The organism is Pseudomonas sp. Pdm06 (assembly GCF_014851795.1).
Lineage (GTDB): Bacteria > Pseudomonadota > Gammaproteobacteria > Pseudomonadales > Pseudomonadaceae > Aquipseudomonas > Aquipseudomonas fluorescens_AA.
The window spans coordinates 73,654-98,218 of record NZ_JACVAH010000001.1 but is presented as its reverse complement, the minus strand read 5'-3'; the positions used below and the strand labels follow the sequence as shown (position 1 = coordinate 98,218).

The following is a 24,565-nucleotide window of genomic DNA, read 5'->3' as shown; positions in this document are numbered from 1 at the left end:
TGCTGTTTCCATCACGGTTGCGGCTCGTCATCACGAGCTGCCAGGTCTGCCTTAACTTCCGCAGAAGTGGTCAATTCTTGACCAGGCCTCATTATTATTCGCCGACGCTGATCTTCAGGCCAGCGGCTATTGCAAAGGGTGTCAGGGTTATCGCCAGGGCGGTCAGGCTCCCAAGCCACAGCAGATAACCGGTCGCGGGCATGCCTTGCAACGCCGCTTGCAAGGCACCACTGCCCAGGATCAACACCGGGATATACAAGGGCAGGATCAGCAGCGCCAGCAACAGGCCACCGCGCTTCAACCCCACCGTCAACGCCGCGCCTACCGCACCGAGCAGGCTCAACACCGGCGTGCCCAGCAGCAGCGACACCAGCAACACCGGCATGCACGCGGCAGGCAAACCCAGCATCATCGCCAACAGCGGCGAGAGCAGCACCAGCGCCAGCCCGGAAAAAACCCAGTGTGCCAGTACCTTGGCCAAAACCAGAAGGGCCAGGGGGTGCGACGAAAGGACCCACTGTTCCAGGGAACCGTCTTCGAAATCACTGCGGAAAAGCCCGTCCAGCGAGAGCAGGACCGATAAAAGCGCGGCCACCCAGACCAGTCCCGGAGACAAGGTTTGCAACAATTGAGTCTCCGGACCGACCGCCAGCGGGAACAGCGCGATGACGATCGCGAAGAACACCAACGGATTGGCCAATTCGGCCGGACGACGAAAAAGCAGGCGCGCCTCGCGGGCCAGTAACAGGCCAAACACACTCATACGGCCCAGTTCCCCAGATCGATGTTGCGATAGCCGGACGGCATCCGCGCCAGCGTATGGTGGGTGGTCAACAGCACCATGCCGCCGTTTTCGCAATGCCGTGCCAGGTGTTCCTCGAGCTGCGCGACGCCCTGCTTGTCCAGGGCAGTGAACGGCTCGTCGAGGATCCACAGCGGTGGACCGTCCAGGTACAACCGGGCCAGGGCCACCCGGCGCTGCTGGCCAGCGGACAGGGTGTGGCTCGGTACATCCTCGAAGCCCCGCAGCCCGACCGCCGCCAACGCCTGCCAGATCGCCTCGCGGCCGGCCGGCGTGTGCAGAGCGCAGAGCCAGCTGAGATTTTCTTCGGGGGTCAGCAAGTCCTTGATGCCGGCGGCATGGCCGATCCAGAGCAGGTTGCGGGCCAGCTCGCTGCGCTGGCTGTGCAAGGGCTGGCCATTGAGCAACACTTGGCCCGCGGTGGGCTGCATCAATCCGGCGAGCAGGCGCAACAGGCTGGTCTTGCCGCTACCGTTGGGGCCACTGATCTGCACCATATCGCCAGGCGAGAGTCTCAATTCGAGATTTTCGAAAAGCAGCCGCAAGTCTCGCTCACAGGCGAGGCCAACGGTTTGCAGGAGAGGACTGGTCAAGGGATCGCGGGCCTTATACGGTTCAAGTCGGCGGTGCAGCGGCCGTTAAAGAGGTGCAGCATAGATGCTTTGACGGCCTGTTCCACAGAGCTGCGTCAAACAATTGCAAGGTTTTCGCCACTCCCTGAAAGACGGGCGGCATTATACATGTGATGCCCTACTCTCAAGAGGGCTTATTTTCCCCAGGGTAAGACCGCAGATGACAGGCGACATCAACATCCTGCCGCTGCCCCAGGCCACGGCAACGACGCGTATGCCAGCGGTGACGGGCGAGCTGCTCAAATTGCTGGCACCGGCCGAAGGGCTGATCGGCCCCGGCCAGACCGCCCAGGCCGAAGTGCTGTCGCTCAAGCAGGCCGACCAGACTTTCCAGCTGTTGCTCAAGGTCACCCTGGAGAGCGGCCGCCAGACCACCGTGCAAGCCACCAGCACCCAGCCATTACCCCAGGGCACCAGCCTGGCCGTGACCCAACCGTCCCCCAGCAACCTGACGATTGCCGTGCAGCAGGCCGTCGCCTCCAGCGTCGCCACCTTGACGCGCATCGATACGACGCAGATGCCGGTCGGCACGCTGCTGCAAGGCAAGGTGCTGACCAGCCAGGCATTGCCGTCATTGCCTGGGCAGCCGGCGGTCTATCGGTCATTGGTGAGCCTGCTCAACACCGCCCAGGCCGGCAGTACCCTGGACATCGACAGCCCTCAACCGCTGCGCATCGGCACGCTCTTGAGCGCCCAGGTGCAAGATGCCCAGACGCTGAAATTCGTTCCCCTGAGCAACCGCCAGGAGCAACTGGCGGTGAGCCAGCAACTGCTCACCCAAGTGAGCCGCCAGGGCTCGCTGGACAGCCTGATCACTGCCCTGCAAAACCTGCCGGTCACCGACGACACCGGCACCGAGCTGCGCGCCGCGGTGACTCGCTTGCTGGCTGGTCTGCCGGATGTCCAGCAACTGAGCACGCCCAAGGGCTTGGCCCAGGCCATGGTCGCCAGCGGGGTGTTCCTGGAAAGCAAACTGCTCGCCGGCCAGCCACCGAGCCTGGCGCCGGACATGAAAGGCGATCTGCTGAAACTGATTGCCCAACTGACACCGGCCCTGCCCGCCTCCACCAACCTCAGCGCCATCATTGCCGCCAATACGCTGGCTCAGGTCCTGCCGAGTTTCGTGCGCAGCGCCCTGGGGATGCTCGGCCAGGTCAGCGCCAAGCCGCAACCCACCAGTTTTCCGCTGCCCTCACGCCAGTTGAAAGACCAGGACGAAGGCGGCGATCTGGAGCACCTGCTGCGTCTGGCCGCCGCTGCCGTGTCGCGCCTGCAAAGCCATCAGTTGTCGAGCCTGGAACAAACCGGCCTGACCGACGACGGTCGCTTGATGAGCACCTGGCAGTTGGAGATCCCGATGCGCAACCTGCAGGACATCGTGCCGTTGCAGGTCAAGTTCCAGCGCGAGGAAACCCCGCCCCGGGAGCAACCAGACGAACGCCGGGAAGAACGCGAGCCGAAACAGCAGCTCTGGCGGGTCGAACTGGCATTCGACATGGAACCGCTAGGTCCGCTGCAGATTCAAGCCCAGTTGCTCAGCGGCAGCCTGTCCAGCCAATTGTGGGCAGAACGGCCGTACACCGCGAGCCTGATCGAAAGCAATCTGACAGCACTGCGTGAGCGCCTGGTGACCTGTGGCTTGAACGTCGGCGACCTGGACTGCCACCTCGGCACTCCGCCCCAAGGTCCCAAGACTCGCCTGGAACAACGCTGGGTGGACGAAACCGCATGACAACCCACACCGAACCCCGCCAGGCCATCGCCCTCAAATACGACGGCCACCACGCCCCGACCCTCACCGCCAAGGGCGACGAAGCCCTGGCCGAGGAAATCCTGCGCATCGCCCGGGACAGTGAAGTACCGATCTATGAAAATGCCGAACTGGTGAAGCTGCTGGCACGGATGGAATTGGGGGATAGCATCCCGGAAGAGCTGTACCGCACGATTGCCGAGATCATCGCGTTCGCCTGGAACCTCAAGGGCAAGTTCCCCCAAGGCCATGACCCGAATGCGCCGAGTGTCGAAAAGGATGTGACCGACCGCGGCGACGATTACTGATCACAGCCACAAGAGCGATAGGCTGGCTGGAATGACCAGAAGTGAACGCCAGAAAAACCTGTGGGAGCGAGCTTGCTCGCGATGACGGGTTCACATCCGACATCGCTGTCGACGGTCACACCGCTATCGCGAGCAAGCTCGCTCCCACATGGGGTCTGCGACAGAACGCGGGCAAAATGCTGGGGCCCGCTTCGCAGGCCAGCGGGAGCAAGCTCCCTCGCCACAGGGGTTATGGGCTGGCTGGAACGATCAGTGTGAACGCCAGAAAAACCTGTGGGAACCGAGCTTGCTCGCGATGACGGGTTCACATCCGACATCGCTGTCGACGGTCACACCGCTATCGCGAGCAAGCTCGCTCCCACATGGGTTCTGCGACAGAACGCAGGCAAAATGCTGGGGCCTGCTTCGCAGGCCAGCGGGAGCAAGCTCCCTCGCCACAGGGGTTGTGGGCTGGCTGGAACGATCAGTGTGAACGCCAGAAAAACCTGTGGGAGCCGAGCTTGCTCGCGATGACGGGCTCACATTCAACATCGCTGTCGACGGTCACACCGCTATCGCGAGCAAGCTCGCTCCCACATGGGGTCTGCGACAGAACGCGGGCAAAATGCTGGGGCCCGCTTCGCAGGCCAGCGGGAGCAAGCTCCCTCGCCACAGGGGTTATGGGCTGGCTGGAACGATCAGTGTGAACGCCAGAAAAACCTGTGGGAGCCGAGCTTGCTCGCGATGACGGGTTCACATTCAACATCGCTGTCGACGGTCACACCGCTATCGCGAGCAAGCTCGCTCCCACATGGGGTCTGCGACAGAACGCGGGCAAAATGCTGGGGCCCGCTTCCCAGGCCAGCGGGAGCAAGCTCCCTCGCCACAGGGGTTATGGGCTGGCTGGAACGATCAGTGTGAACGTCAGAAAAACCTGTGGGAGCCGAGCTTGCTCGCGATGACGGGTTCACATTCAACATCGCTGTCGACGGTCACACCGCTATCGCGAGCAAGCTCGCTCCCACATGGCTCCGCGACAGAACGCAGGCAAAATGCTGGGGCCTGCTTCGCAGGCCAGCGGGAGCAAGCTCCCTCGCCACAGGGGTTATGGGCTGGCTGGAACGATCAGTGTGAACGCCAGAAAAACCTGTGGGAGCCGAGCTTGCTCGCGATGACGGGCGCACATTCAACATCGCTGTCGACGGTCACACCGCTATCGCGAGCAAGCTCGCTCCCACATGGGTTCTGCGACAGAACGCAGGCAAAATGCTGGGGCCTGCTTCGCAGGCCAGCGGGAGCAAGCTCCCTCGCCACAGGGGTTATGGGCTGGCTGGAACGATCAGTGTGAACTCCAGAAAAACCTGTGGGAGCCGAGCTTGCTCGCGATGACGGGCTCACATTCAACATCGCTGTCGACGGTCACACCGCTATCGCGAGCAAGCTCGCTCCCACATGGCTCTGCGACAGAACGCGGGCAAAATGCTGGGGCCCGCTTCGCAGGCCAGCGGGAGCAAGCTCCCTCGCCACAGGGGCTGGAATGACCAGAAGTGAACGCCAGAAAAACCTGTGGGAGCCGAGTTTGCTCGCGATGACGGGCTCACATTCAACATCGCTGTCGACGGTCACACCGCTATCGCGAGCAAGCTCGCTCCCACATGGGGTCTGCGACAGAACGCGGGCAAAATGCTGGGGCCTGCTTCGCAGGCCAGCGGGAGCAAGCTCCCTCGCCACAGGGGCTGGAATGACCAGAAGTGAACGCCAGAAAAACCTGTGGGAGCCGAGCTTGCTCGCGATGACGGGCGCACATTCAACATCGCTGTCGACGGTCACACCGCTATCGCGAGCAAGCTCGCTCCCAGATGGGTTCTGCGAAGAAAGCGATCAGCCGCCTCGGTGCAGCTTGCTCATCAACTCCGCCTCGGCTTGGGTCAGGCCGCAGGCTTGGGTCAGTTCGTCGACGCTGGCGCCCATGCCCACCAGGCGGGCAGCCTGGGCGAAGGACAGGCTGGAGGGGTCACGCTGTTCCAACTGGGCGAGTTTGTCCGGCAACGGCGCAACCACGGCACGTAGCTCATGGAGCGCTTCGCCCATGCGCACGGTGCCGTTCTGGTAATCGTCGACGCGCTTGGCCAGGTCCTTGATGCGCTGGTCGCGCAGCGCATCGCCCTGGGCCTGCTGAGCGGCAATCTGCCGCTGTCCACGTATGTATGCCAAGAACATCGCCAGCGTACCTGCCCAGAAAAGGAACAGGACAATGACTGCTACCTCAAGAATCAATCAGATACTCTCCAGTTCCGACCACTCTTCTTCGCTCATCATCTTGTCCAGTTCAACCAGAATCAGCAACTCGTTATTCTTGTTGCACACGCCTTGAATGAACTTGGCGGACTCTTCGTTACCCACGTTCGGGGCCGTCTCGATTTCCGACTGGCGCAAGTAAACCACTTCGGCGACGCTGTCGACCATGATGCCAACCACTTGCTTGTCGGCTTCGATGATGACGATCCGGGTGTTGTCGCTGATCTCGGCGTTCATCAGGCCGAAGCGCTGACGGGTATCGATCACGGTGACCACGTTGCCACGCAGGTTGATGATGCCCAGCACATAGCTGGGTGCACCCGGTACCGGGGCGATCTCGGTATAGCGCAGCACTTCCTGAACGCGCATCACGTTGATGCCGTAGGTTTCGTTATCGAGCTTGAAGGTCACCCATTGCAGAATCGGATCTTCAGAACCCTTTTGAGACGACGCCTTATCATTCATACCTTGACCCCTCGAAAAACCGCCTGTGGCGGCGTGTATTCTGTCCGGCGACGCTGTGCGCCACCGGTTGTCTTATTTCGGTTTCTGGACCGGCTTCTTGCTGCCGCCCAGGTGTTTTGCCCCGCCGCTGGCGATCAACTCCGCCAGCTCGGCAACGTCCAGCAAGGCGCACATGTGCTCGATCACCGTACCGGCCAGCCATGGCCGTTGCCCTCGATGGCTGCGCCACTTGATCTCGTTCGGATCCAGGCGCAGCGAACGGCTGACCTGGTGCACCGCCAATCCCCACTCGTAACCTTGCACCGAAATCACGTATTGCAGGCCCTGGCGAAAATCATCGCGATAACGGTCCGGCATCACCCAGCGTGCTGTATCCAGTACCTTCAGGTTGCCCGCCTGGCTCGGCAGGATCCCGAGGAACCATTCCGGCTGGCCGAACAACGGCGTCAGCTCCTGCCCGGCCAGGGAGTAAATCGATCCCAGGCAGACCAGCGGCACCGCCAGGGTCAACCCGGCCACATCGAACAACAAACACTCGAACGGCTCGGCCGCCCAGGCCGGACGGTCGTCGCCCGGCACCGGTGGCGGTGGGTTGCTCGGCGGCAAGTGGACTTCCACCACCGGCGTCACCAGCCCCTGCAGCAACGGAGCAACGGTCGAGACCGGCGCCAGGATCGGAGCAGGTGCCTCCATTACCGCCAGTTGTGGCTTGATGAACGGTGCTTCGACCGCTGCGGCCACCACTGATTTCTGTGCGTCACGGGCCTGCTCTTCGAGCACGGCCGCTTGAAATTCATCCAGCACACCCTCGGCTTCGACGTGTTCGGGCAACGCCTCGATCACGCTTGGCGGCGGTGGCAGTTCTTCGGTCGCTTCCTGCAACAGCCCATCGAGATAGGACTGCAGGGCCATTTGCGGACGCGAGGTTGTCTTTACTGGGCGGCTCATAGGAACAGTGCGCCACTTGAAGAGGTTATCGGCATGAATGCGGCAGGACTTGAGCGTTCGCAAGCGAACACACTGCCAGTGGAAAGCCTCGTCACCTTAAGCCACCTGCTGCGGAACAAGCTGTTGGGCCAGCAGATGCTTGAGCAGCGCTCGGTAAGCCAGCACGCCACGGCTCTTGCCATCGAATTGCGAAGGGGTCACACCGGCGCGGCTGGCATCCCGCAGGCGGGTGTCAACGGGGATATAGCCCTGCCAGATGTCATCCGGGTACTTGTCCCGCAACACCCGCAGGGTTCCCAGGGACGCCTGGGTACGACGGTCGAACAGCGTCGGCACGATGTTGAAGGCCAGCGTCTGTTTGCGCGAGCGGTTGACCATCGCCAGTGTATTGACCATGCGCTCCAGCCCCTTGACGGCCAAATGTTCGGTCTGCACGGGGATCACCAATTGCTGACTGGCGGCCAGGGCATTGACCATCAACAACCCCAGCAACGGCGGGCTGTCGATGATCGCGTAATCGAAATCCTGCCACAGCTGCGCCAGACTCTTGGCGATCACCAGGCCCAGGCCGCTCTGCCCAGGCGATTGTCGCTCCAAGGTGGCCAGGGCGGTGCTCGACGGCAACAGGGAAATCCGCTCGTCGCTGGTGGACAACAACAATTGCCCCGGCAAACCCTCGGGCACGACGCCCTTGTGCAGGAACAGGTCGAAGTTGCTGTGCTCCAGGCTGTCGGGATCGTAGCCAAAATAGCTGGTCATCGAGCCATGGGGGTCCAGATCGACGATGACCACGCGCTTGCCCGCCTCGGCCAGCAACCCGGCTAAAGCGATGGAAGATGTGGTCTTGCCCACACCACCTTTTTGATTGGCGACTGCCCAGACTCTCATTCGGATCGTTCCTCCCGGCCGAAACAGGCTCGACCGAGAAATAGCTCGGTTATAAAGCGGGTGACGGAGAATTGACGGCACTCTGTCTTCCCGGCGACTTGACCGGAGCCGGTGCAGTTTGTGTGCCAGCCCGCTTCAATGCCGCATCCGGGGTTGCATTGGCCGTACCGGTACCGGTCAGGCTACGACGTACATCGAGGTTACGCGACACCACCAGCACCACCCGCCGGTTGCGCGCACGCCCCTCGGCCGTGGCGTTGTTGGCCACCGGCTGGAACTCACCGTAGCCCACCGAGGCCAGGCGACCGGGGTTCACGCCCTGCATCGCCAGCATGCGCACGATGCTCGCCGAACGGGCCGAAGACAGCTCCCAGTTGGTCGGGTATTGCGCGGTACGGATCGGCTGGTCGTCCGTGAAGCCTTCGACATGGATCGGGTTGTCGAAGGGCTTGAGGATCGCCGCGACCTTATCGATGATGTTGAACGCCATGTCGCTGGGCATGGCATCGCCGCTGCCGAACAACAGGCTGGAATTGAGCTCGATCTCGACCCACAGCTCGTTGCCGCGCACGGTCATCTGGTTGGAGCTGATCAGGTCACCGAACGCCGCGCTGATGTCGTCGGCGATGCTTTTCAACGGATCGCTACTGCCGGCGATACCGGCCTCCACCTGCTCGCTGTCCTTGACCAAGGGTTTGGCCGGGGTGGTGGTCTTGGGCCGCTCCTCGCCGATTGGGATGGGCTTGAGGGCTCGATCGGAATCGGTGAAGACCCCGATCAACGCCTCGGAAATGACTTTGTACTTGCCTTCGTTGACCGACGAAATCGAGTACATGACCACGAAAAAAGCGAACAGCAGCGTGATGAAGTCGGCGTAGGAAACCAGCCAGCGTTCATGGTTGACGTGTTCTTCACGATGCCTGCGACGTGCCATTTTCCATGTCTCCCATCAGTCCATGAAGCCCTGGAGCTTCAACTCAATGGAACGCGGGTTTTCACCTTCGGCGATCGACAGGATCCCTTCCAGCAGCATTTCGCGATAGCGCGACTGGCGCAACGCGATGGACTTGAGTTTGGCGGCGATGGGCAGCAACACCAGGTTGGCACTCGCTACGCCATAGATCGTGGCGACGAAGGCCACGGCGATGCCGCTGCCCAGTTGCGACGGATCGGCCAGGTTGCCCATCACGTGGATAAGGCCCATCACCGCTCCGATGATGCCGATGGTCGGCGCGTAGCCGCCCATGCTTTCGAATACTTTGGCCGCTTCGATGTCGCGGCTTTCCTGGGTGTAGAAATCCACTTCCAGGATGCTGCGGATGGCTTCCGGCTCGGCGCCGTCCACCAGCAATTGCAGGCCTTTGCGTGAGTAGCTGTCGGGTTCGGCGTCGGCCACCCCTTCCAGGCCCAGCAGGCCTTCCTTGCGAGCGGTCAGGCTCCAGTTCACCACGCGGTCGATGCCACCGGCCAGGTCGACACGGGGCGGGAACAGAATCCAGATCAGTACCTGCATGGCCCGTTTGAAAGCGCTCATGGGCGACTGCAACAGCGCCGCGCCGATGGTGCCACCGAGCACGATCAACGCCGCCGGGCCGTTGGCCAGCGCGCCCAGATGACCGCCTTCCAGATAATTGCCGCCAATGATGGCGACGAACGCCATGATGATGCCAATCAGGCTGAGCACATCCATTACAGGCAGGCCTCGACCAGGTGTCTACCGATGTCGTCCAACCCGTACACCGCGTCGGCAAGATCGGCTTTGACGATAGCCATCGGCATGCCGTAGATCACGCAACTGGCTTCGTCCTGGGCCCAGATCGCACTGCCGCCCTGCTTGAGCAGCCGTGCGCCTTCGCGACCGTCGGCGCCCATGCCGGTGAGCACCACCGCCAGAACTTTGTCACCGTAGGACTTGGCCGCGGAACCGAAGGTAATGTCCACGCAAGGCTTGTAGTTCAGGCGCTCATCGCCCGGCAGAATCTTCACCGCACCGCGGCCGTCGATCATCATCTGCTTGCCACCCGGCGCCAACAATGCCAGGCCCGGACGCAGGATGTCACCATCCTCGGCTTCCTTGACGTTGATGTTGCACAGCTTGTCCAGACGCTCGGCAAACGCCTTGGTGAACGCCGCCGGCATGTGCTGGATCAGCACGATAGGAGCCGGGAAGTTGGCCGGCAACTGGGTCAGGACCCGTTGCAGCGCCACCGGGCCGCCGGTGGACGTACCGATCGCCACCAGTTTGTAGGCTTTGCGCTTGGGTGCCGGCGACGTTGCACTGGCAGGTGCCGAACGCGTCGGCGCAGGTGCCGGGGCGCTGCGTACCGGGGCCGGATTGAAGCTGCTCGATGCCGTCGGCGCTGGCGCAGGGCTTGGCGCCGCAACCGGGGCTGGCGCCGGTGTGCTGTAGGCACCGACACGACGATTGCTGCGGGAAATGCTGTGGACCTTTTCGCACAGCAACTGCCGGACCTTGTCGGGGTTGCGCGAAATGTCTTCGAAATTCTTCGGCAGGAAATCCACCGCCCCGGCGTCCAGCGCATCGAGGGTTACCCGGGCGCCTTCGTGAGTCAGGGACGAGAACATCAAGACCGGGGTCGGGCAGCGCTGCATGATATGCCGCACGGCCGTGATGCCATCCATCATCGGCATCTCGTAGTCCATGGTAATCACGTCCGGCTTGAGTGCCAGGGCCTGATCGATCGCCTCTTTGCCATTAGTCGCGGTACCGACGACCTGAATACTCGTGTCCGCCGAAAGAATTTCCGAGACGCGGCGACGGAAAAAACCCGAATCGTCCACCACCAGGACTTTAACTACCATAAACACTCCGTTAGATGAGGCGCGGCCCTGGGCCGCCCCCCTCCAGAATCAAATACGCCGGGCGGCGTAACGCTTGAGCATGCTTGGCACATCGAGAATCAACGCGATGCGGCCGTCGCCGGTGATGGTGGCGCCGGACATGCCCGGGGTGCCCTGGAGCATCTTGCCCAACGGCTTGATGACCACTTCTTCCTGGCCCACCAACTGGTCGACGACGAAGCCGATCCGCTGGGTGCCCACCGAAAGGATCACCACATGGCCCTCGCCCTGCTCCACATGAGCCGCGGAGCTGACCAGCCAGCGCTTGAGGTAGAACAGCGGCAATGCCTTGTCCCGTACGATCACCACTTCCTGGCCGTCCACCACGTTGGTGCGCGACAGGTCGAGGTGGAAGATCTCGTTGACGTTGACCAGCGGGAAGGCGAAGGCCTGGTTGCCCAGCATCACCATCAAGGTCGGCATGATCGCCAAGGTCAACGGGACCTTGATGACGATCTTCGAGCCCTGGCCCTTGGTCGAGTAGATGTTGATCGAACCGTTGAGCTGGGAAATCTTGGTTTTCACCACGTCCATGCCCACGCCACGGCCCGACACGTCGGAAATCTCGGTCTTGGTCGAGAAACCCGGGGCGAAGATCAGGTTGTAGCACTCGGTGTCGCTCAGGCGGTCGGCGGCATCCTTGTCCATTACACCGCGTTTCACCGCGATGGAACGCAGCACGTTCGGGTCCATGCCTTTGCCGTCGTCGGAGATCGACAGCAGGATGTGGTCACCTTCCTGCTCGGCGGCCAGGATCACCTTGCCGCTGCGGACCTTGCCCGAGGCTTCGCGTTCTTCCGGCGACTCGATGCCGTGGTCGACCGCGTTGCGCACCAAGTGGACCAACGGGTCGGCCAGGGCCTCGACAAGGTTCTTGTCGAGGTCGGTCTCTTCACCCACCAGTTCCAGGTTGATTTCTTTCTTGAGCTGGCGAGCCAGGTCGCGAACCAGGCGCGGGAAGCGCCCGAAGACTTTCTTGATCGGCTGCATCCGGGTCTTCATGACCGCGGTCTGCAAGTCGGCCGTGACCACGTCGAGGTTCGACACGGCCTTGGACATGGCTTCGTCCTGGCTGTTGAGGCCCAGGCGCACCAGACGGTTACGCACCAACACCAGTTCGCCGACCATGTTCATGATCTCGTCCAGGCGTGCGGTGTCGACCCGAACGGTGGTCTCGGCTTCGCTGGCCGGTTTTTCCGCTGGCGCAGCCGCCGGAGCCCGGGCTGGCGCCGCGGCGGCGGCAGGTTTGGCGGGCTCGGCCTTGGGTTCCGGTGCCTTGGCAGCGGGTTTGGGCGCAGCCTTGGCCGCCGGTGCCGCCGCGGTGGCGGCAGGCGCGGCAGACGCCGTACCGACTTCGCTGAACTTGCCCTTGCCATGCAGCTCATCGAGCAGCGATTCGAATTCGTGGTCGCTGATCAGATCGCTGCCAGCGGCAGCGGCGGCAGGCTTGGCCGGGGTCGGCGCCGAAGCGATGGCCGAATCCAGTGCGTCAACGGCAAAGGTGCCCTTGCCATGCAACTGGTCGAGCAACGCTTCGAATTCGTCGTCGGTAATGTCGGAGCTGTCGCCCGCCGCTTTCGGTGCGGCCGGTGCCGTCGGCGGGACGACCGCATCCGGCGCGAACTGGCCCTTGCCGTGAAGCTGGTCGAGCAGCGACTCGAACTCGGCATCGGTGATTTCATCGCTGCCAGCCCCGGCGGCTTGCGCAGCAGGTGCGGCCTGAGCGGCCGGCGCCTCGGCCTGGGCCTTGACGGTATTCAGGGAGTCCAGCAGTTGTTCGAATTCGTTATCGGTGATGTCGCCCGATTCTTCAGCGACCGGTTCTTCAACCACCGCTTCGACAACCGGCGCCGCTTCGTCAGCCGATTGCGGCTCGGCCAGGCGTGCCAGCGCGGCGAGCAACTCAGGGGTGGCAGGGGTGATCGGCGAGCGCTCGCGCACTTCGCTGAACATGCTGTTGACCGCATCCAGCGCTTCGAGCACCACGTCCATCAATTCCGAGTCAACGCGACGCTCACCCTTGCGCAGGATGTCGAACACGTTCTCGGCAATGTGACAGCACTCCACCAGCTCGTTGAGCTGGAGGAAGCCGGCGCCTCCTTTTACAGTGTGGAAACCGCGAAAAATTGCATTGAGCAGATCCGCATCATCAGGTCGGCTTTCCAGCTCGACCAGCTGTTCGGACAGTTGCTCTAGAATCTCGCCGGCCTCAACCAGGAAATCCTGAAGGATCTCTTCATCGGCGCCGAAGCTCATTAATGGCTGCTCCTAAAACAGGGCTAAAACTCAGAATCCAAGGCTGGACAGCAAATCGTCCACATCGTCCTGACCGGACATAACGTCTTCTCTTTTATCGGCATGAATTTGCGGACCTTCACCCTGAGAGAGATGTTTTTGTGGATCTTTTTCAGCAAGCATCGCTTCACGGTCGTGTTCGATGCCTGCAAAGCGGTCGACCTGGCTAGCCATCAACACCAGTTTGAGCAGGTTGCTTTCCACTTCGGTGACCAACTGGGTCACACGCTTGATCACCTGGCCGGTCAGGTCTTGATAGTCCTGGGCCAGCAGAATGTCGTTGAGGTTGCTTGCCACGGCGCGGTTCTCGGTGCTGCTGCGCGTCAGGAAACCGTCGACCCGACGGGCCAGCTCCCGAAACTCTTCAGCACCGACTTCGCGACGCATGAACCGGCCCCAGTCGGTGCTCAAGGCCTGGGCCTCTTCGCTCAGGCCATTGACCAGCGGCGTTGCGCTTTCCACCAGGTCCATGGTGCGGTTGGCCGCGGCTTCGGTCAGCTTGACCACATACCCCAGGCGCTCGGTGGCGTCGGTGATCTGTGAGACTTCCTCGGCCTGCGGCATATGCGGGTCGATCTGGAAATTGACAATCGCACTGTGCAGTTCACGCGTGAGCTTGCCCACTTCCTGATACAGACCGCGGTCACGGGTCTGGTTGAGCTCATGGATCATTTGAACCGCATCGCCAAAGCGACCTTTCTCAAGGCTGTCGACCAGTTCGCGGGCATGTTTTTTCAGGGTCGATTCGAAATCGCCCATTGAAGATTCGTTGTCCATAGCTCCCCCGTGGCGCCGTTAACCGATGCGTTCGAAGATTTTTTCGATCTTCTCTTTCAACGCCTGGGCCGTGAAGGGTTTGACCACATAGCCGTTCACACCGGCCTGGGCCGCTTCGATGATCTGCTCGCGCTTGGCTTCGGCAGTGACCATCAACACCGGGAGATGCTTGAGTTTTTCGTCGGCACGCACCTGGCGCAGCAGGTCGATACCGGTCATGCCTGGCATGTTCCAGTCGGTGACCAGAAAATCGAAGTTGCCACTGTGCAACATCGGGAGCGCAGTGGTCCCGTCATCTGCTTCGGCCGTGTTGGTGAACCCAAGGTCACGCAACAGGTTTTTAATGATCCGCCGCATCGTTGAGAAGTCATCAACGATGAGGATTTTCATGTTCTTGTCCAATTCGACCTCCAAGCAGTCTTAAACGCGCCCAGCACCTGGACGCGCCATTTCAATCAATCCGGCACAACACTCGACAACGGTCTGGAGCACAACGGATGGAGACTGGCACAGCACCTGCCAGGCCAGCCTCGTCGCAGTGTCCCCACACTGCCTGTCAACGCGCTCGCCACTCCCCCAAACGCCCCCGCAAACGGGCCGCGCACTGGCTGTGTAACTGGCTGACCCGCGATTCGCTGACCCCCAGGACCTCACCGATTTCCTTGAGGTTCAGCTCTTCGTCGTAGTACAGCGCCAAGACCAGCCGCTCACGCTCCGGCAAATTGGCAATCGCATCCGCCAGCGCACTCTGGAAACGTTCATCTTCCAGGTCACGCGACGGCTCCATGTGAGCACTCGCGTTATCCTCGTGCAGCCCTTCGTGTTCGCCGTCCTGCAACAGGTCGTCGAAACTGAACAGGCGGCTGCCCAAGGTATCGTTCAAAATCCCGTAATAATCGTCGAGACTCAACTGGAGTTCGGCCGCAACTTCGTGATCTTTAGCGTCACGCCCGGTTTTAGCTTCAATTGCCCGAATCGCGTCACTGACCATGCGGGTATTGCGGTGCACCGAACGCGGCGCCCAATCGCCCTTGCGGACCTCATCGAGCATCGCCCCGCGAATGCGGATACCGGCATAGGTCTCGAAACTGGCACCTTTGCTGGCGTCGTATTTGTTCGACACTTCAAGCAGGCCGATCATGCCGGCCTGGATCAAGTCCTCGACCTGGACACTGGCCGGCAACCGCGCCAGCAAGTGGTAGGCAATACGCTTGACCAGTGGCGCATAACGCTCGATCAATTCGTACTGGGCGTCCCGTGCCGATTTTTTGTAGAGATGGTTGTAACCGCTGGCTGTCATAGCACGGGCCCTGCTGTTTGTTGCACAAGACGCTCGACGAAAAATTCCAGATGCCCGCGGGGGTTGGCCGGCAGTGGCCAGGTATCGACCTTCTGGGCGATCGCCTTGAACGCCAGCGCGCATTTGGAACGTGGAAAAGCTTCATAAACGGCGCGTTGCTTCTGGACGGCCTTGCGTACGCTTTCGTCGTACGGCACGGCGCCGACGTATTGTAGGGCGACGTCCAGGAAGCGATCGGTGACCTTGGTCAACTTGGCGAACAGGTTGCGCCCTTCCTGCGGGCTCTGGGCCATATTGGCCAGGACGCGGAAGCGGTTCATGCCATAGTCGCGGTTCAGCAGTTTGATCAGGGCGTAGGCGTCGGTGATGGACGTCGGTTCGTCGCAGACCACCAGCAGCACTTCCTGGGCGGCGCGGACGAAACTGACGACCGAGTCGCCGATGCCGGCCGCGGTGTCGATCACCAGCACATCGAGGTTGTCGCCGATGTCGCTGAAGGCCTGGATCAGGCCCGCGTGCTGGGCCGGGGTCAGGTGAACCATGCTCTGGGTGCCGGAGGCAGCCGGCACGATGCGAATCCCGCCAGGTCCCTGCAACAGCACGTCGCGCAGTTCGCAACGGCCCTCGATCACGTCCGCCAGGGTGCGTTTGGGGGTAAGTCCCAGCAGCACGTCGACGTTCGCCAGGCCCAGGTCGGCGTCCAGCAGCATGACCCGTCGGCCAAGCTCTGCCAGAGCCAGGGACAAGTTCACTGACACGTTAGTCTTCCCGACGCCACCTTTGCCGCCGGTCACCGCGATCACCTGTACGGGATGCATGCTGCCCATGTTCGTTCTTTACCTTGTCTTCTTAGACGGAGGCCACATTACTGGCTGCGCGTTCGCATAAGGAACAATGCATGGCAGACCATCGATGTAGGTACAAAAAATATTCATGATTACCTCAGCCGACCTGCTTGGTCGGGCTGTGGTAGATGTCAGCGAACATGTCAGCCATGGCTTCTTCGCTGGGTTCTTCCTGCATTTGCACACTCACGGCACGGCTGACCAGTTGATGACGGCGCGGCAGATGCAAATCATCCGGGATCCGCGGCCCATCGGTCAGGTAGGCCACCGGCAGTTCATGACCGATCGCCAGGCTCAACACCTCGCCCAGGCTTGCCGTTTCGTCCAGCTTAGTCAGGATGCAGCCAGCCAGTCCGCAGCGTTTGTAGCTGTGGTATGCGGCGGTTAGAACCTGTTTCTGGCTGGTGGTTGCCAACACGAGATAATTTTTTGACTTGATACCGCGTCCGGCCAGGCTTTCGAGCTGCATGCGCAGGGCCGGATCGCTGGCTTGCAGGCCGGCGGTATCGATCAGCACGACGCGCTTGCGCAGCAGCGGCTCCAGCGCCTGGGCCAGGGATTGGCCCGGATCCACATGGGTCACCGACACATTGAGGATCCGGCCCAAGGTCTTGAGTTGTTCCTGGGCACCGATGCGGAAACTGTCCATGCTCACCAGGGCGATGCTCTGGGCGCCGTATTTGAGTACGTAGCGGGCGGCGAGCTTGGCCAGGGTGGTGGTCTTGCCCATGCCGGCAGGACCGACCATGGCAATCACCCCGCCCTCCTCTAGCGGCTCGACTTCCGGCGTGGCGATCATCCGCGCCAGGTGCGCCAGCAACATGCGCCAGGCCTGGCGAGGCTCTTCGATACCATTGATCAGCGCCAGCAGGTCCCGGGATAACGGGCCGGACAAGCCGATGCGTTGCAGGCGACGCCACAGGTTGGCCTGGGCCGGACGGCTGCCTTGCAGTTGGTTCCAGGCCAGGGAGCCGAGTTGGACTTCCATCAGCTCGCGCAGGCTGTTGAGCTCGAAGCGCATCGAGTCCAGGGCGCGCGGGTCGAGACCGCGGGCAGGCGCGGCGGGTGCCGGCTCCGGACGACGCGGTTCGGCCTGGGCCTGCTCGATCAGCGGCTCGGCAGCAGTCAACGGCAGGCCGGCGGTCAGCGGCTGACCGGCGAACAATTGACGATTGGTGCCCGCGGCACCCTCGCCTTCGCTGCTGCGCAGGCTCAGTTCGGCCTGGGCGCTGGCGATGCGCGACTGGGTCTTGCGCAGCTCGTCTTCGAGTTCCATGTTCGGAACCCGCGGGGCCAGCGCAGACAGTTTGTAATCCAGGGCCGCCGTCAGCTCGACACCGCCGGCGATACGACGGTTGCCAATGATGGCTGCTTCAGCGCCCAGCTCGTCACGAACCAGTTTCATGGCCTGACGCATGTCGGCGGCGAAAAAACGCTTCACTTGCATAAACCACTACCTCAGCCGTTGGGCCCTACTGTCGCAACGATGGTCACTTGCTTGTTGTCCGGTATTTCCTGGTACGCCAGCACATGCAGCCCCGGGACCGCGAGGCGACCGAATCGCGAGAGCATCGCGCGAATCGGACCGGCCACCAGCAGGATCACCGGTTGGCCTTGCATCTCCTGCCGCTGGGCTGCTTCGATCAGCGAACGCTGCAGCTTCTCGGCCATGCTTGGCTCCAGCAGAACACCCTCTTCCGAGCCTTGTCCTGCCTTCTGCAGACTATTGAGCAATATCTGTTCCAACCTTGGCTCCAAGGTGATCACAGGCAGCTCAGACTCAGTGCCTACAATGCTTTGGACGATTGCGCGGGACACGCCGACCCGAACCGCAGCCACCAAGGCGGCGGTATCTTGACTCTTGGAGGCGTTGTTGGCGATGGCCTCGGCGATACTGCGTATGTCGCGCACAGGCACTTGTTCGGCCAGCAGCGCCTGCAGCACCTTGAGCAACTGCGACAACGAAACCACGCCCGGCACCAGCTCTTCAGCCAGCTTCGGCGAGCCTTTGGCCAGTACTTGCAGGAGTTGCTGGACTTCTTCGTGGCCGATCAGCTCGCTGGAGTGCTTGTACAGGATCTGGTTCAAGTGGGTCGCCACCACGGTACTGGCGTCCACCACGGTATAACCGAGGGACTGGGCCTGGGCCCGCTGACTGATTTCGATCCACACCGCTTCCAGGCCGAAAGCCGGATCCTTGGCGGTGATGCCGTTGAGGCTGCCATAGACCTGGCCCGGGTTGATCGCCAATTCGCGGTCGGGGTAGATCTCGGCTTCGGCCAGGATCACCCCCATCAACGTCAGGCGATAGGCGCTCGGCGCCAGGTCGAGGTTGTCGCGGATATGCACGGTGGGCATCAGGAAGCCCAGGTCCTGGGAGAGCTTCTTGCGCACCCCCTTGATCCGCGCCAGCAACTGACCACCCTGGTTACGATCGACCAAGGGAATCAGGCGATAGCCGACTTCCAGGCCGATCATGTCGATCGGGGTCACATCATCCCAGCCCAGTTCCTTGGTTTCCATGGCGCGGGCCGGCGACGGCAGCAGTTCCTGCTGGCGCTTGACCTCTTGCAGGGCCTGGACCTTCTGCACGTTCTGCTTCTTCCAGAACAGGTAGGCGCCACCGGCCGCCAGGGCAGCCATGGTCAGGAAGGAAAAGTGCGGCATGCCAGGCACCAGGCCCATCACCGCCATCAGGCCTGCGGCAACGGCCAGGGCCTTGGGCGAGGCAAACATCTGCCGGCCGATCTGCTTGCCCATATCTTCAGAGCCCGAAGCACGGGTCACCATGATCGCGGCCGCTGTGGATAACAACAGTGATGGCAATTGCGCCACCAAACCGTCACCAATGGTCAACAAGGCGTAAACCCTGCCGGCGTCGCCAAACGACATGTTGTGCTGGAAGATGCCGACAGCCATGCCGCCGATCAGGTTGATGAACAGAATCAGCAGGCCGGCGATGGCGTCACCGCGCACGAATTTGCTGGCACCGTCCATGGAACCGTAGAACTCGGCTTCCTGGGCCACTTCCAGGCGACGCAGCTTGGCCTGGCTCTGGTCGATCAGGCCGGCGTTGAGGTCGGCGTCGATCGCCATCTGCTTGCCGGGCATCGCATCGAGGGTGAAACGCGCGCTCACCTCGGAAATCCGCCCGGCGCCCTTGGTCACCACGACGAAGTTGATGATCATCAAGATGGCGAAGACCACGATACCGACCACGTAGTTACCGCCGATCACCACCTCACCGAAGGCCTGGATCACCTTACCGGCGGCGGCGTGCCCGTCCTGGCCGTGGAGCATCACCACGCGGGTGGACGCCACGTTCAGCGCCAGGCGCAGCAGCGTGGCCACCAGCAGGATGGTCGGGAAGACGGCGAAATCCAGTGGCCGCAGGGCGTAGACGCACACCAGCAGCACGACGATCGACAGGGCGATGTTGAACGTGAAGAACACGTCCAGCAGGAACGGCGGCACCGGCAGCATCATCATGGCAAGCATGACCAGCAGCAACAGCGGCACGCCCAGATTACCCCGACTGAGGTCTACGACATTGCTGCGCGCAGTGCTGAATAACTGTGAGCGATCCACCGATTTTCCCCGTTCCTGTGAAGCAAACTTTTGACGCCCGGAGGGGGCGCAGACGGGGTATTGCAAGAAGCCTTCCAACTTGCAGCCAACATTCGCAACAGCATGCATTCAGCCGGGTTCAACTCACCGGTTGGTCACTGCGCTGTCAATATCTGCTGCGGTGTGACCGGGCCGAAATCCAGTTTCCAGCCCCTGACATAACGCGTCCCCCTGTACATTTGCTGACCATCGACTTCAACCCGGTCTTCGCTCGTGTACGTGAACACCACCATCGAAGACGGCGCCTTGATGTCCGCCCCAGGTTGTCCAGGAACGTTTATCTCGTGGCCCTCCATCACATTCAGCGCCCATTGGAACCGAATGATCGGGAGATCCGCGATCGTGATGAGCCGTTGGGGGTCCTCCCATCGAAAATCCGTACGCGCGGCCAGCCTCAATTTACCGTCAAGGATCTGGAAAATCGGTTTGTGATAACGCTGCTCCATGACCCCACTCGACCACCCGTCAAAATAGCTGTCAGGACCGGTAAAAACCCGGAACAGCGCCTCGTTACTAGCAATCTTGCCGGCCTGATCGGCGAAGTAATCGTAGGAGATGTGGTAGGCCAGCCCGTCCAGTTCGGGTCGGATGGCATTGATCTCACCCTCCAGGTAATTCGGCACATACTTGTTTGCCGCGTCCTTGAAGCGGGCAAAATCGAGCGCCAGGTCAAAGGTGAACGCACAAGCGATAGCCCGCTCGCCGGCATTGGCCTCGACCACACCCAACACGAAGCTCAGCTCCATGCCTCCAAGATTTTTGTATTCGCGCGTTGTCATGTCATACCCCTGGGTTGAGTGAGCCACCAAGCGCATTACATGGGCAGGGAGAATGGCTGTCTACTGTCAGGACTGACAGGTACAGGGATACCAGGCGCTCGTCAGGTGTCGCGGCGCAAATCCGGCGGGATCGGCAGGTCCTTGAGCGGTTCGGGGCGCTTGCCCTTGCCCGCGCGGTGCTGGCGGATCTGGTAGACGTAGGCCAATACCTGGGCCACGGCCAGGTACAGGCCTCCAGGAATTTCCTGGTCGAGTTCGGTGGAGTAGTAAATCGATCGCGCCAGCGCCGGGGACTCGAGCAGCATCACTTCATTGGCCACGGCGATCTCACGGATCTTCAGCGCCAGGAAGTCGCTGCCCTTGGCCAGCAACACGGGAGCGTTGCCTTTTTCGGGGTCGTACTTGAGGGCGACGGCATAGTGAGTCGGGTTGGTGATGACCACATCGGCGTCGGGGATTGCCGCCATCATCCGCCGCTGGGAGACCTCGCGCTGCAATTGACGGATACGCTGCTTGACCTCCGGCTTGCCCTCCGCGTCCTTGTGCTCGTCGCGCACTTCCTGCTTGGTCATCATCAGCTTCTGCTTGCTCTGATACAGCTGGATCGGCACGTCGATGGCGGCGATCAGGATCAGGCCGCACGCCATCCACAACGTACTCCAGCCCACCAACTGCACGCTGTGGATAATCGCCTGCTCCAGCGGTTCGTGGGCAATGCGCAGCAGATCGTCGATGTCGGCCTGCAACACCGTCAGCGCGACGAACAGGACCAGCAGGAATTTCCCAAACGCCTTGAGCAACTCCATCAGCGCCGTGGTGGAAAACATGCGCTTGAGACCGGCGGCCGGGTTCATCCGGCTGAACTTGGGGGCCAGGCTACCCGCGGCGAACAACCAGCCGCCCAGGGAAATCGGGCCGATGAGAGCAGCCAGCAGCAAGCAGATCAAGACCGGCTGCACCGCCAGGATCGCGATCTTGCCCGAGTGCAGCAGATGCTGGGACATAGCCCCCGGAGACAGCAGCACCTCGCGGGGCAGGGAGAAATTCAGGCGCATGATTTCCAGCAGGTCCAGGGCCAACCCGCCGCCATAAATCAGCAACCCACCCGCCCCGGCCAGCATGATCGCCAGCGTGTTGAGTTCCTTGGAACGGGCGGTCTCACCCTTTTCCCGGGACTCGCGCAGGCGCTTTTCCGTGGGGTCTTCTGTCTTGTCCTGACCACTCTCGCTCTCGGCCATGGTTCAGCGTGCCTGTGCCATGTCGCGTAAAAGCTGCAAGGCCTGGGTGGCCAGCGGCTGATACTGATTGAGGATATCCCCCAGGCTGACCCAGAAAATCACCATGCCCAGCACGAGGGTGAGCGGGAAGCCAATGGAGAAAATATTCAATTGCGGCGCTGCGCGGGTCATCACGCCAAACGCGATGTTGACCACCAGCAACGCGGTGATCGCCGGCAATACCAGCACCATCGCCGCACCCAGGACCCAGCCGAGCTTGCCGGCGATTTCCCAGAAGTGATTGACCAGGAACGCACTGCCCACCGGCATGGTGGTAAAGCTCTCGGTCAACACCTCGAACACCACCAGATGCCCATTCATGGCGAGGAACAACAGGGTCACCAGCATCGTCAGGAACTGACCGATCACCGCCGTCGTCACGCCATTGGTGGGGTCGACCATGGACGCGAAAGCCATGCCCATCTGGATCGAAATGATTTGCCCGGCCACCACGAATGCCTGGAAGAACAGCTGCAGCGAGAACCCCATCAAGGCACCGATGAGAATTTGCTCGGCCACCAGCATCAGCGCGCTGAGGTCCAGGGCATTGACCGGCGGCATCGGTGGTAGCCCGGGCGCGATGACCACCGTGATCGCCAGGGCGAAATACAAGCGTACGCGCCGGGGCACCAGGGTCGTGCCGAAGACCGGCATGCTCATCAGCACCGCGGTGACGCGAAACAGTGGCAGGACGAACGATGCCACCCAGGAACTGATCTGGGTGTCCGTCAGCTCGAGCATCGACATGGGGTCAGCCGATCAACTGCGGAATACTGCCGTACAGCTGCAGGATGTATTCCATGAAGGTTTGTACCATCCAGGGGCCGGCGACGATCAACGTCACCAGCATCACCAGCAGGCGCGGCAGGAAGCTCAAGGTCTGTTCGTTGATCTGGGTCGCGGCCTGGAACATCGCCACCAGCAACCCCACCAGCAGGCTGGGGATCACCAGGATGGCAACCATCATGGTCGTCAGCCAGAGCGCTTCACGGAACAGGTCTACCGCTACTTCAGGCGTCATATCGTCCTACCCGCACAAAAGGCCTAAACACCGCCGAAACTGCCCGCCAGCGTACCGATGATCAACGCCCAGCCGTCCACCAGCACAAACAGCATGATCTTGAACGGCAGGGAAATGATCAGCGGCGACAGCATCATCATACCCATGGCCATCAGCACGCTGGCGACCACCAGGTCGATGATCAGGAACGGGATGAAAATCATGAAACCGATCTGGAACGCGGTTTTCAGCTCGGACGTCACGAACGCCGGCACCAGGATGGTCAGCGGCGCCTGGTCGGCACTGGGGATGTCGGTGCGCTTGGACAGGCGCATGAACAGCTCCAGGTCACTGCTGCGGGTCTGGGCCAGCATGAAATCCTTGATCGGCACCTGGGCCTTGGCCACGGCATCCTGAGCAGTGATTTTTTCTGCCAGGTAGGGTTGCAGCGCATCCTGGTTCACCCGATCGAACACGGGCGCCATGATGAACATGGTCAGGAACAGCGCCATACCGGTGAGAATCTGGTTCGAGGGGGTCTGTTGCAGGCCCAGGGCCTGGCGCAGGATCGAAAAGACAATGATGATCCGGGTGAAACTGGTCATCAGCATGACGAACGCCGGGATGAAACTCAGCGCGGTCATGATCAGCAGGATCTGCAGGCTGACCGAGTATTCCTGGGCCCCTTCGGCATTGGTCCCCAGGGTGATCGCCGGGATCGACAGCGGGTCGGCGGCGAACGCCAACGGTGCGGCCAGCATCAGGGCCAATGCCAACAGAATGCGCAACGGCATTACTTTTTATCCTTCTGGTCTTTCCCCAGCAGCTCCATGAGGCGCTGGGCAAATTCGGGGCTGGCCGGCTCGCTGGAGGGTACCTGCACCGGCTCCTTGAGGACGTGCAAGGCGGTGATGGTGCCCGGGCTCAGGCCCAGCAGGATCTGCTCGTTGCCGACCTGCACCAGCACCAGCCGGTCGCGCGGCCCGAGCGCGCGCGAACCGACGATGTCGATGACCTGGCCCTTGCCGGTCGGTCCCGCCTGTTGCACGCGGCGCAACAACCAGGCGAGAAAGAAGATCAAGCCCAGCACCAACAGCAAGCCGAGCACCAGTTGCGCCAGTTGCCCGGCGACCCCACTGCCTGCCGCCGGCGCAACGACCGCCGTGGCAGCCGGTTCGGCCGCCAGCACGCTCAATGGCAGCATCGACGCTGCGGCGAAGAAACCTTTCACTCAGCGCAGCTTCTTGATGCGTTCGCTCGGGCTGATCACGTCCGTCAGGCGAATGCCGAACTTCTCGTTGACCACCACCACTTCGCCATGGGCGATCAAGGTGCCGTTGACCAGCACGTCGAGCGGCTCACCGGCCAGGCGGTCCAGCTCGATCACCGAGCCCTGGTTGAGCTGCAGCAGGTTGCGAATGTTGATATCGGTGCTGCCCACTTCCATGGAGATCGACACCGGGATGTCGAGGATCACATCCAGGTTCGGCCCATCCAGCGTGACCGGTTCGTTGCTCCTGGGCACGCTGCCAAACTCTTCCATCGGCAGGCGGTTGGACCCCTGATTACCGCTATCGGCGGCCAGCAAGGCATCGATATCGGCCTGCCCGGCGTCGCCGGTTTCTTCCAGGGCCGCAGCCCATTCGTCGGCCAGCGCCTGGTCATCCTGGGTATTCATATCGTCAGCCATCATTTGTCCTCGGCGGGCAAAAATCAGTAAAAAACGTAAAATC

25 protein-coding genes are annotated in these 24,565 nt (G+C 61.7%); 2 read left to right on the top strand and 23 right to left on the bottom strand.

Annotated features, from left to right (window positions below; translation table 11 throughout):
- Nucleotides 1–94 precede the first annotated feature (94 nt).
- The gene (gene ccmB / locus IB266_RS00410; RefSeq protein WP_003183957.1) at nt 95–763 is read right to left on the bottom strand and encodes a heme exporter protein CcmB; all 669 of its coding nucleotides are present in this window, start codon (nt 761–763) and stop codon (nt 95–97) included.
- A complete protein-coding gene (ccmA, locus tag IB266_RS00405; protein WP_060738625.1) occupies nt 760–1,395 on the bottom strand; it encodes a cytochrome c biogenesis heme-transporting ATPase CcmA in 636 nt (211 codons plus the stop codon). Before ccmA ends, ccmB begins: the two co-directional genes overlap by 4 nt.
- Nucleotides 1,396–1,594: 199 nt before the next feature.
- Between ccmA and IB266_RS00400 the strand changes: the two genes are divergently transcribed.
- The gene (locus tag IB266_RS00400; RefSeq protein WP_192259479.1) at nt 1,595–3,166 is read left to right on the top strand and encodes a flagellar hook-length control protein FliK; all 1,572 of its coding nucleotides are present in this window, start codon (nt 1,595–1,597) and stop codon (nt 3,164–3,166) included.
- Nucleotides 3,163–3,492 (top strand): EscU/YscU/HrcU family type III secretion system export apparatus switch protein, encoded by a 330-nt coding sequence (locus IB266_RS00395; RefSeq protein WP_060738627.1) that lies wholly within the window; start codon nt 3,163–3,165, stop codon nt 3,490–3,492. Before IB266_RS00400 ends, IB266_RS00395 begins: the two co-directional genes overlap by 4 nt.
- Nucleotides 3,493–5,352: 1,860 nt before the next feature.
- Here the strand turns inward: IB266_RS00395 and IB266_RS00390 are convergent.
- The 21 genes from IB266_RS00390 to fliN form a co-directional block, all read right to left on the bottom strand.
- On the bottom strand, nt 5,353–5,748 hold the full coding sequence (locus IB266_RS00390) for a DUF2802 domain-containing protein (protein ID WP_060738629.1): 396 nt from the start codon (nt 5,746–5,748) through the stop codon (nt 5,353–5,355).
- Nucleotides 5,749–6,234: a chemotaxis protein CheW gene (locus IB266_RS00385; protein ID WP_003199144.1), complete on the bottom strand. Its 486-nt coding sequence runs from the start codon at nt 6,232–6,234 to the stop codon at nt 5,749–5,751. It abuts the gene before it with no gap.
- Nucleotides 6,235–6,306: 72 nt separating this feature from the next.
- Complete coding sequence (locus IB266_RS00380; protein WP_192259477.1) at nt 6,307–7,182, bottom strand: CheW domain-containing protein; 876 nt, start codon at nt 7,180–7,182, stop codon at nt 6,307–6,309.
- 96 nt (nt 7,183–7,278) lie between these two features.
- Nucleotides 7,279–8,070 (bottom strand): ParA family protein, encoded by a 792-nt coding sequence (locus IB266_RS00375; protein WP_060738631.1) that lies wholly within the window; start codon nt 8,068–8,070, stop codon nt 7,279–7,281.
- Between the two features lie 49 nt (nt 8,071–8,119).
- Nucleotides 8,120–9,004 (bottom strand): flagellar motor protein MotD, encoded by an 885-nt coding sequence (gene motD / locus IB266_RS00370; RefSeq protein ID WP_192259475.1) that lies wholly within the window; start codon nt 9,002–9,004, stop codon nt 8,120–8,122.
- 15 nt (nt 9,005–9,019) lie between these two features.
- On the bottom strand, nt 9,020–9,760 hold the full coding sequence (locus tag IB266_RS00365; RefSeq protein ID WP_003199135.1) for a flagellar motor protein: 741 nt from the start codon (nt 9,758–9,760) through the stop codon (nt 9,020–9,022).
- Complete coding sequence (locus IB266_RS00360) at nt 9,760–10,893, bottom strand: protein-glutamate methylesterase/protein-glutamine glutaminase (RefSeq protein WP_092204556.1); 1,134 nt, start codon at nt 10,891–10,893, stop codon at nt 9,760–9,762. Before IB266_RS00360 ends, IB266_RS00365 begins: the two co-directional genes overlap by 1 nt.
- A gap of 48 nt (nt 10,894–10,941) precedes the next feature.
- A complete protein-coding gene (locus IB266_RS00355) occupies nt 10,942–13,188 on the bottom strand; it encodes a chemotaxis protein CheA (protein WP_192259473.1) in 2,247 nt (748 codons plus the stop codon).
- Nucleotides 13,189–13,218: 30 nt separating this feature from the next.
- Nucleotides 13,219–14,004 (bottom strand): protein phosphatase CheZ, encoded by a 786-nt coding sequence (locus tag IB266_RS00350; protein ID WP_060738635.1) that lies wholly within the window; start codon nt 14,002–14,004, stop codon nt 13,219–13,221.
- Nucleotides 14,005–14,022: 18 nt separating this feature from the next.
- Nucleotides 14,023–14,394, bottom strand: a complete 372-nt coding sequence (locus tag IB266_RS00345) for a chemotaxis response regulator CheY (RefSeq protein WP_003199125.1) — start codon at nt 14,392–14,394, stop codon at nt 14,023–14,025.
- A gap of 166 nt (nt 14,395–14,560) precedes the next feature.
- The gene (gene fliA, locus IB266_RS00340) at nt 14,561–15,304 is read right to left on the bottom strand and encodes an RNA polymerase sigma factor FliA (RefSeq protein WP_014337177.1); all 744 of its coding nucleotides are present in this window, start codon (nt 15,302–15,304) and stop codon (nt 14,561–14,563) included.
- A complete protein-coding gene (gene fleN, locus IB266_RS00335; protein WP_003184001.1) occupies nt 15,301–16,131 on the bottom strand; it encodes a flagellar synthesis regulator FleN in 831 nt (276 codons plus the stop codon). Before fleN ends, fliA begins: the two co-directional genes overlap by 4 nt.
- A 115-nt stretch (nt 16,132–16,246) precedes the next feature.
- On the bottom strand, nt 16,247–17,596 hold the full coding sequence (gene flhF / locus IB266_RS00330; RefSeq protein WP_060738636.1) for a flagellar biosynthesis protein FlhF: 1,350 nt from the start codon (nt 17,594–17,596) through the stop codon (nt 16,247–16,249).
- An 11-nt stretch (nt 17,597–17,607) separates the two neighbouring features.
- Nucleotides 17,608–19,737, bottom strand: a complete 2,130-nt coding sequence (gene flhA, locus IB266_RS00325; RefSeq protein ID WP_192259471.1) for a flagellar biosynthesis protein FlhA — start codon at nt 19,735–19,737, stop codon at nt 17,608–17,610.
- 134 nt (nt 19,738–19,871) lie between these two features.
- On the bottom strand, nt 19,872–20,555 hold the full coding sequence (locus IB266_RS00320) for a hypothetical protein (protein WP_192259469.1): 684 nt from the start codon (nt 20,553–20,555) through the stop codon (nt 19,872–19,874).
- Between the two features lie 101 nt (nt 20,556–20,656).
- Nucleotides 20,657–21,793, bottom strand: coding sequence for a flagellar biosynthesis protein FlhB (flhB, locus tag IB266_RS00315; RefSeq protein ID WP_192259467.1), 1,137 nt, complete (start codon nt 21,791–21,793; stop codon nt 20,657–20,659).
- 3 nt (nt 21,794–21,796) lie between these two features.
- Nucleotides 21,797–22,579 (bottom strand): flagellar biosynthetic protein FliR, encoded by a 783-nt coding sequence (gene fliR / locus IB266_RS00310; protein WP_192259465.1) that lies wholly within the window; start codon nt 22,577–22,579, stop codon nt 21,797–21,799.
- A 4-nt stretch (nt 22,580–22,583) separates the two neighbouring features.
- Nucleotides 22,584–22,853: a flagellar biosynthesis protein FliQ gene (gene fliQ, locus IB266_RS00305; RefSeq protein WP_038858957.1), complete on the bottom strand. Its 270-nt coding sequence runs from the start codon at nt 22,851–22,853 to the stop codon at nt 22,584–22,586.
- Nucleotides 22,854–22,876: 23 nt separating this feature from the next.
- Nucleotides 22,877–23,626 (bottom strand): flagellar type III secretion system pore protein FliP, encoded by a 750-nt coding sequence (gene fliP, locus IB266_RS00300; RefSeq protein ID WP_060738641.1) that lies wholly within the window; start codon nt 23,624–23,626, stop codon nt 22,877–22,879.
- A complete protein-coding gene (gene fliO / locus IB266_RS00295) occupies nt 23,626–24,063 on the bottom strand; it encodes a flagellar biosynthetic protein FliO (protein ID WP_318646563.1) in 438 nt (145 codons plus the stop codon). Before fliO ends, fliP begins: the two co-directional genes overlap by 1 nt.
- Nucleotides 24,064–24,522 carry a flagellar motor switch protein FliN gene (gene fliN, locus IB266_RS00290; protein WP_192259463.1) on the bottom strand — a complete coding sequence of 153 codons (459 nt, stop codon included), beginning with the start codon at nt 24,520–24,522 and terminating at the stop codon, nt 24,064–24,066. It lies immediately after the preceding gene.
- Nucleotides 24,523–24,565 lie beyond the last annotated feature (43 nt).